9 protein-coding genes are annotated in these 8,399 nt (G+C 65.0%); 4 read left to right on the plus strand and 5 right to left on the minus strand.

Features of this window, described 5'->3' with window-relative positions; genetic code table 11:
- The coding region (locus JWR89_RS09700) for a helix-turn-helix domain-containing protein (protein WP_299714925.1) at positions 1–353 on the plus strand (353 nt) is incomplete at its 5' end.
- Positions 354–650: 297 nt separating this feature from the next.
- The gene (gene pgm / locus JWR89_RS09705) at positions 651–2,309 is read left to right on the plus strand and encodes a phosphoglucomutase (alpha-D-glucose-1,6-bisphosphate-dependent) (protein WP_299714928.1); all 1,659 of its coding nucleotides are present in this window, start codon (positions 651–653) and stop codon (positions 2,307–2,309) included.
- Positions 2,310–2,530: 221 nt separating this feature from the next.
- Here the strand turns inward: pgm and JWR89_RS09710 are convergent, their stop codons facing one another.
- From JWR89_RS09710 to JWR89_RS09730, 5 genes are read right to left on the minus strand one after another with little or no spacing between them, the layout of a single operon-like run.
- Positions 2,531–3,298, minus strand: coding sequence for an ABC transporter permease (locus tag JWR89_RS09710; protein WP_299714931.1), 768 nt, complete (start codon positions 3,296–3,298; stop codon positions 2,531–2,533).
- Positions 3,295–4,059, minus strand: a complete 765-nt coding sequence (locus JWR89_RS09715; protein WP_299714934.1) for an ABC transporter permease subunit — start codon at positions 4,057–4,059, stop codon at positions 3,295–3,297. Before JWR89_RS09715 ends, JWR89_RS09710 begins: the two co-directional genes overlap by 4 nt.
- Positions 4,056–4,871, minus strand: coding sequence for an ABC transporter ATP-binding protein (locus JWR89_RS09720; RefSeq protein ID WP_299714937.1), 816 nt, complete (start codon positions 4,869–4,871; stop codon positions 4,056–4,058). The genes JWR89_RS09715 and JWR89_RS09720 overlap by 4 nt, the downstream gene beginning before the upstream one ends.
- Before the next feature lie 2 nt (positions 4,872–4,873).
- Positions 4,874–5,569 carry an FCD domain-containing protein gene (locus JWR89_RS09725; RefSeq protein WP_299714940.1) on the minus strand — a complete coding sequence of 232 codons (696 nt, stop codon included), beginning with the start codon at positions 5,567–5,569 and terminating at the stop codon, positions 4,874–4,876.
- A gap of 7 nt (positions 5,570–5,576) precedes the next feature.
- Positions 5,577–6,500: an ABC transporter substrate-binding protein gene (locus JWR89_RS09730; protein WP_299714942.1), complete on the minus strand. Its 924-nt coding sequence runs from the start codon at positions 6,498–6,500 to the stop codon at positions 5,577–5,579.
- 101 nt (positions 6,501–6,601) lie between these two features.
- On the opposite strand from JWR89_RS09730, the gene JWR89_RS09735 reads away from it, so the two are divergent.
- Entirely contained in the window at positions 6,602–7,588 is a 987-nt protein-coding gene (locus tag JWR89_RS09735) for a fumarylacetoacetate hydrolase family protein (RefSeq protein ID WP_299714947.1), read from the plus strand.
- A 150-nt stretch (positions 7,589–7,738) separates the two neighbouring features.
- Positions 7,739–8,399: cyclase family protein (locus JWR89_RS09740; RefSeq protein WP_299714950.1), on the plus strand; the 661-nt coding region annotated here is incomplete at its 3' end.

An 8,399-nucleotide genomic window follows, 5' to 3' on the forward strand; every position in this document is an offset into this window, starting at 1 on the left:
TTGTCGCCTATGTCGAGGGCAAGCCGCATCTGCTGCGGCGGCTGCATGAATTCGCCGGTCACGAACTCAGCCTGGCGCAGGACCAGATGCTGCTGCTCGGCCGTCGCACGGCGGAAGAAAAGGTCGCGGCTTTCCTGCTCAACCTGCAGACGCGCTACGCCCGGATCGGCGCGATGACGGTAACGGTGCCGCTGCCGATGAGCCGGCAGGACATCGCCGACTATCTCGGCCTTACCATCGAGACCGTCAGCCGCACGCTGACCAAGCTCGCCCGCGAGAAGGTCGTCGTGGTAGTGCCCGATGGCGTCCGCCTGCTCAGCACCGGCCGGCTGGATGAAATAGCGGCGGCGTGAATCGCGGCCGTTTCGATTTTTGATGCAGCTCAAAGCGGCCGATATCGCCCGGGCTAACCTCTCTCCATCACCCCATGGAGAACGAAATGCCTCTCGATAGCATGCTGGTCCTGTCCGCAGTCGTCCTAATGTTCCTGTGCTTTGCCGCGCCGGTGGCCTGGGCGGCCAACCGGACGTCGCGCCGGAACTAAGACCTCGGCCCACCGCGGGCTGATTATTCCTCCGAAACATGCCATGAAGTCCGGCCGGCGCGCCGTTGCGCCGCGGTCCGATTTCAGGTGTGCGAAGGAGACTCATGTGGCTGCCCATATAAGCCCGCTGGCCGGCAAGACGATCGCCCCCGCTTTGCTGGTCAACGTACCGCGACTGGTCACGGCGTATTTCGCCGGCAAACCGGACCCGACGATTCCGGCGCAGCGCGTCGCGTTCGGAACCTCCGGCCATCGCGGTTCCGCGTTCAGCACCTCGTTCAACGAGAACCACATCCTGGCGATCAGCCAGGCGATTTGTGACTATCGAATGAGCGCCGGCATCGACGGGCCGCTGTTCATCGGCATCGACACCCATGCGCTGGCCGAACCGGCGCTGGTCAGTGCGCTGGAAGTGTTCGCCGCCAACGGCGTCCATGTGATGATCGACCAGCACGACGGCTATACGCCGACGCCGGTGATCTCGCATGCCATCCTGACCTACAACAAGGGCCGCACGTCGGGCTTCGCCGACGGCGTGGTGGTGACGCCGTCGCACAATCCGCCGGAGGATGGCGGCTTCAAGTATAATCCGCCGAACGGCGGCCCGGCCGATACCGACATCACGGGCTTGATGGAGAAGGCGGCCAACGGATTTATCGAGAACGATCTCAAGGGCATCCAGCGCATGCCGCTGTCGCGGGCGCTGAAATCGGGCTTCGTGCAGCGCTACGACTACATTACGCCCTATGTCGCCGATCTCGGCAACGTCGTCGACATGGAAGCGATCCGCAACGCCGGAGTGAAGATCGGCATCGATCCGCTCGGCGGCGCCGGCGTGCACTACTGGCAGCCGATCGTCGAGCGCTACAAGCTCGACGCGACCATCGTCAGCGACGTCGTCGATCCCACCTTCCGCTTCATGACGGTGGACTGGGACGGCAAGATCCGGATGGACTGCTCCTCACCATACGCGATGCAGCGGCTGATCGCGATGCGCGACAAATTCGACGTGGCGTTCGCCAACGACACCGACGCCGATCGCCACGGCATCGTCACCCGCTCCGGCGGGCTGATGAACCCGAACCACTTTCTGGCGGCTTCGATTTCCTATCTGTTCGAGCATCGCCCGAACTGGGGCCGCGACGCCGCGGTCGGCAAGACCATCGTCTCCAGCGCCATCATCGATCGCGTGGTGAAGAAACTCGGCCGCAAGCTGGTCGAGACGCCGGTGGGCTTCAAATGGTTCGTCGATGGCTTGAGCAACGGCTCGTTCGGCTTCGGCGGCGAGGAGAGCGCCGGCGCCTCGTTCCTGCGCCGCGACGGCACGGTCTGGACCACCGACAAGGACGGGCTGATCCTCGGCCTGCTTGCCGCGGAAATCACCGCGGTGACGAAGGAAGATCCGAGCCAGCGCTTCGCGAAGCTGACGGAGGAGTTCGGCGTGCCGCATTACGAGCGCATCGATGCCCCGGCCAGCGTGGAGCAGAAGAACCTGCTGAAGAAGCTGTCGCCCGAGCAGATCGCGATGACCGAACTCGCCGGCGATCCGGTGACCTCGACGCTGACCGCGGCCCCCGGCAACAACGTCGCCTTCGGTGGCATCAAGGTATCGACCGCCAACGGTTGGTTCGCGGCGCGCCCGTCGGGCACCGAGGACGTCTACAAGGTCTATGCGGAAAGCTTTCGCAGCCCGGAGCATCTGCGGCAGATCCAGGACGATGCCCAGGCGGCGATCGCGAAGGTGTTTGCGGGGGCAAATAAGTAGAACGCGGTTCTATCCCTCCCCCCGCGTCTTCGCGGTGGGGAGGGTGGCCGGCCGATAGGCCGGTCGGGTGGGGGGTGGCGCAACAAACGCTACAGCGCGTGGGGCGCCCCCCACCCCGGCCTCCACGTCGGCGATGCCTTGCATCGCCTCGTTCGGCCGACCCTCCCCACCGCAAGTGCGGGGGGAGGGAGACCATCAGCGCCTGCGCAAAATCACTTCGCTCAATGCCCGCTCGTCCGCCACCTGAGCAACCGCTGCTCCACCATCGACATCGCCTGCGCGGTGACATAGCCGATCGCGCCCAGCAAAATCACGCCGGCGAACAGGTCCGCGGAGCGGAACGCGCGCGCCGACAGCAGCACCCAGTAGCCGAGGCCGTCGAGCCCGGCCAAAATCTCGCACACCACCGCGAGGATCAGCGCCACCGTGAGGCTGAGCCGCATCCCGGAGATGATGTCGGGACTGGCCGACGGCAGCGCGATCTTGAAGATCACCGCGAGGCGCGACATGTGCAGCGAGCGCGCCACCTCGTAGAGCCGCGGCTCGACGGCGGCGAAGCCGTGCACGGTGGCCAGCAGCATCGGCCAGATCGCGCCGAACGCGATCACGAACAGCGCCATGCCCTGGGTCAGGCCGAACAAAGCGATCGCCACCGGGATGATCGCCGACACCGGCAGCGGCCGCAAGAATTCCAGCGATGGCGCGACGTAGCTGCGCATCGCCTTCGACGAGCCGATCATGGCGCCGAGCGCGATACCGACGATCGACGCCAGCAGCCAGCCATAGGCCATGTGCTCCAGCGTGCCGATCGTCTTCGCCAGCAGGTCGCCCGAGGTGAAGCCGCGCACCAATGAGGCCCATGCGCGGTCGGGACCGGGCAGGAACACCGGCGATACCAGCTTCAGATTGGCGACGAGTTGCCACAGCCCGACAAATCCGGCGGCGACGAGAAAGCTGGCGGCGCGCCACATCAGCAACGCGGGGTTCATCGCGCCTCTCCCGCCAGCGCCGCCGGCCCGAACAGATGTTTTTGCGCGACGACGAGGCCGGCATTCAGCGCGTAGCCGATCAGCCCGATCCATACGAGATAGGCCAGCATCAGATCCGGCCGCAGGGCCTGCTGCGCGGTCATGATACTGGCGCCGAGCCCGATCGGGTTGATCGCGATTTCGACGGTGACGGCGACGATCAGCGCGATGCCGGCCGCCAGCCGGAACGCCAGGAAGATCCGCGGCAGCGCCGCCGGGACGATGATTTTCCGCACCCGGTCGCCGGGCGACAGTTTCAGCGCTCGCGACACCTCGATCAGCCGCGGTTCGATGCTGCGCACCGCCGCGCGCGACAGGATCAGGATCGGCCACACGCAGGCAAAGGCGACGATCACGATCTCCATGCGATAGCCGAAGCCAAGCGCGATCAGCGCGATCGGCAGCAGCGCGATCGACGGAATCGGCCGCAACGCTTCGATCGTCACTTCCATCAATCGGTCGAACGGCTGGAAGATGCCGAGCGCGATGCCCAGCGCCAGCCCGACGGCGCCGCCGAGCAGCAGTCCCGCAAACGCCGAGGCCAGCGTGTCTCTGGTCGCGCCAATGATCGAGCCGTCGGCAAAGGCCTCGGCCAGCGCCACCGCCACCGCGCTCGGCGGCGCCAGCGCGTCGCTCTGGATGCCGCTCGCGCGCGCCCCGATTTCCAGCGCCACCAGCAACGCGACCGGCAGCGCCGCCGCCTTCCAGCGTTCGCCGCTCATGCTTCCGACGCCTTGATGAAGTCGAACAATTCGCGGCGCAGGCGCAGGAATTCCGGCTGCTCGCGCGTGGTCAACTGGTCGCGCGGCCGCGGCAGGTCGATTGTGAGTTCGATGCCGATACGGCCGGGATGCGGCAACAGGCCGATGACGCGGTCGCCGAGATAGATCGCTTCTTCCAGATCATGCGTCACGAAGATCACGGTGGCGCCGCTCGCCGCGACCAATTCCAGCACTTCGTCCTGCAGGCCTTGCCGGGTCATCGCATCGAGCGCGCCAAACGGTTCGTCCATCAGCAGCGCCTTCGGCTCCTGTGCGAGACAGCGCGCGATCTGCAGCCGCTGCTGCATACCGCCGGACATCTCCGCCGGATATTTGCCGGCATGGTTCGGCAGCCCGACCTTGTGGAGCAGTTCGTCGATCCGCGCCGGCCGTTGCGACGCGGGCATGCCGATGGTCTCCAGCGCCAGCGACACGTTGCCGGCGGCGGTGCGCCACGGCAGCAGCGCCTTGCCGTAATCCTGGAACACAATCGCGACGTCGCGCCGCGGCGCGCGCATCGACGCGCCATCGAACGTGACATCGCCGGAGGTCGGCTGATACAGGCCGGCGGCGAGCCGCAGCGCGGTGGTCTTGCCGCAGCCGGAGGCGCCGATGATGCAGAGGAATTCGCCGGGCTTCACGTCGAGGCTGACGTCCTCGATGATGGTCTTGCCGCCGAGATCGAGCGTGACATGGGAAAACGCGATCTGCGCTTTCGCCGGCGAAACGGCCGCGGCAGGCGGGTGCGGACGCGCGGTGGCGGATAGGATCATGTTCAATCTCCCTGACCGGGCGGATAGACAAAGGCCAGCGTCGAGTGCAGATGCGACTCGAGCGTGGCCTGGGACGCGCTGATGTCGCGCGCGAGGATGCGGTCGGCGAGCAACTGGTGCGCGGCGACGAAGCGCGTGCCGCTGTCGAAGCCGCGCATCATCACGCGGCGATAGCGATAGGCCTGGTCGTACAGGTCGGAATGTGCCGACAGCAGCCGCTTCGAGCCGCAGGCCGACAGCAAAGCGGTGTGAAAACCCTTGTGCAACCGGTCGAAGTCCGCCGCGCCCTCGCGAAAGGCGTCGCCGGTGCGTTCGATATGCCGCCGCATCTGGTGCAGCGCGCCGAGGATGCCAGCCTCCCACGCGTCGTCGCCGTTCTGGATCGCCAGCCGCAGCGCCTCCATCTCGACCACGGTGCGCATCCGCGTGATGTCGGCGAGATCCTCGCGGCTGATGTCGGCGACGCGAAAGCCGCGCTGGCCGATGCCGACGATCAGCCCGCGCGACACCAGCCGCGACAGGCCCTCGCGCAATGGCGTGGCGCCGATCTCGTAGCGCTGCACGAGATCGACGATGCCGAGCCGCGTGCCGGGCGCGAGGTTGCCGGCAATGATGTCGTGCTGGACCAGACTGGCGGCGCGTTCGCTGAGCGTGTCCGCACCGGACACCTCCGCGCTGTGCTGTGTCGAGTCCGCCATATCAGTCCTACTTCAGCATGACTTTGTTGAGATCGACCTTGCTCTGCAGCATCTTCTGCGAGGCCATGATATCGATCCACCAGGCCAGTTGCTCGGCCTTCAGCACCGGCTCCGACTTGTTCGGCGCGGAGGCCTTGACCAGTTCGATGCTCTGCTTGGTGAATTTCGCAATCGAGGCCGCGGATTTCTCGCGGTCGTCATTGACGATCGGCGCGGCCTCGGCGATCGCCGCACGGAATTTCCGGATGACGTCCGGGTTCTTTTCGGCCCAGTCGCGCGACGCCGCATAGAAGATGATCGGCTCGGTGCGGTTCAGTTCGGCCGCGTAGCGCGCGCCGATGCTGCCGAGGCCGGCATTGGTCATGCGGGTCACGAAGGGTTCGGCGGTCAGCACGGCATCGACGCCGCCGGACTTGATGATGTCGGCCATGGTCGGGAAGGTTACCTCGACGAAGTTCACGCCCTTGGGATCGACGCCCTTTTCGACCAGCCATTTGACGAACAGCACGTGCAGGAAGGCGCCGAGGCCGGGCGCGCCGACCTTCTTGCCCACAAAATCCTTCGGCTCCTTGATGGTGATGCCGTTGCGGACGAAGGCGGTGATGTTGGCATTGGAGTTCGCGTTCATGACCGACGCGCCGGCCACCGCGACGAGATCGAGTCCGCCATCGACCGCCTGCAGGAACACGGTGGAGGTCGGGCCGCCGATCTGGATCGAGCCCGACAGGATCGCCGCGGGAATGTTGGAGTTGATGCCGATCAGCGTCATCTCGACGTCGAGGCCGTGCTTCTTGAAGATGCCTTCATCGACCGCGACCATCGCCGATGCGCAGTCCGTTGTTGCAGTGCAACCAACCTGCAGCTTGTTCTGCGCCTGTGCTGCACCTGCGAACAGCGTGGCCGCCAAAGCAACTCCTGCCAGCGTCTTCATGGGCACCTCCCTGAATGCGATATTTTGAATCGCCTCTTGTTTATCGATATTTTTTTTGATCCTATATTTTATCGAAGAACAAAAGCAAGAGGGAGAAGGACGTGAAACTCGCGACATATAGCGCCGGCGGCCAGCAGAAGGTCGGGCTGGTCCATTCCAACGACAGCCAACTGTTCGACCTCGCCGCCGCTGCCGCCCGTAACGGCGGTAACCCGGCCTTCGCCTCGATGCTGTCGCTGATCGACGCCGGCGAAGCCGCGCTCGATGCGGCGCGCACGCTGTTCGACAAGAATGCTGGCGACGAATCGCTGTCGGTCGCCGTCGCCGGCGCCGAGATTCTCGCCCCGGTGCCGGAGCCGCGGCAGTGCCGCGACGGGATGTCGTTTCCGCTGCACATCCTGCAGGCGCCGCGCGGCCAGCAGAAACTCGCGGCACGGGCGAAGAACGACATGGAAGAGCTGGCGCGGATCGAGGCCGAGCCGCTCGGCGAATTGCCGGAAGTGTACCGCCGCCAGCCGATCTACTACATCACCAACCGCTTCAGCGTGATGGGCACCAACACCACGGTGAAATGGCCGCGCTACAGCCGTGTGATGGATTACGAACTCGAATTCGGCATCATCACCAAGAACAAGGGCGCCAACATTTCGGCGGCGAAGGCGAAGGATCACATCTTCGGCTACACTATCTTCAACGATTTCTCCGCGCGCGACGCGCAGCGGCTGGAAATGGAAGGCCGGCTCGGCCCCGCCAAGGGCAAGAGCTTTGACGGCGGCAATGTGATGGGCCCGTGGATCGTCACCCCCGACGAGATCGGCGATCCCTACAATCTGAAGATGGAATGCCGCGTCAACGGCAAGATGCGTTCTACGGGCGTCACGAAGGGAATGCTATTTTCGTTCGAGGAAATCATTGCCCATGTGACGCAGGACGAGACGCTGATGCCCGGCGAGTTCATCGGCTCCGGCACCGTCGGTAACGGCTGCGGCCTCGAACTCGGCTGGTACCTCGAGCACAACGACGAGATCGAACTGGAGGTCGAGAAGATCGGCGTGCTGAAGAACAAGGTGGTGCGGCAGGACGTGTAACGCACCGACCCCTCCACGTCATTGCGAGGAGCGAAGCGACGTGGCAATCCAGAAGGCCGCAAGCTCGGTAAGAACTGGATTGCTTCGTCGCAAGGGCTCCTCGCAATGACGGCCATTAATGGCTCAATAAAAAACGACCAAAGGAACCCCATGGCCCGCCGTCTCATCGATATCTCCGTGCCCCTGCAGAACGACGTTCCCGCCGATCCGCCGGGCAACCATCCGACCATCCAGTACATCGACCATCAGCAGGGCCTGCCGCGCATGCTGCAGTTCTTCGACGGGCTGAAGAAGGAAGACCTGCCAGACGGCGAGGGCTGGGCGGTGGAGCAGATCAGCCTCTCGACCCATAACGGCACCCATCTCGACGCGCCGTATCATTTCCATCCGACCATGAATCGCGGCGAGCGCTCCTGGACCATCGACGAGGTGCCGCTGGAATGGTGCCTGCAGCCCGGGGTCAAGCTCGACTTCCGGCATTTTCCCGATGGCTATGTGGCGACCGCCGCCGACGTCGAGGCCGAGCTGAAGCGCATCGGCCATACGCTGAGCCCGCTGGAGATCGTGGTGGTCAACACTTCCGCCGGCGTCAAATACGGCCAGCAGGATTACGTCATCTCCGGCTGCGGCATGGGCTACGAGGCGACGATGTACCTGCTGGAAAGGGGCGTGCGCCTCACCGGCATCGACGGCTGGAGCTGGGACGCGCCGTTCGTCTACACCGCGAAGAAATATGCCGAGACCCACGACGCCAGCCTGATCTGGGAAGGCCACAAGGCCGGCCGCCACATCGGCTATTGTCATATCGAGA

The sequence above is a fragment of the Tardiphaga sp. genome, from assembly GCF_028290785.1.
In the GTDB taxonomy this organism is placed as follows: domain Bacteria; phylum Pseudomonadota; class Alphaproteobacteria; order Rhizobiales; family Xanthobacteraceae; genus Tardiphaga.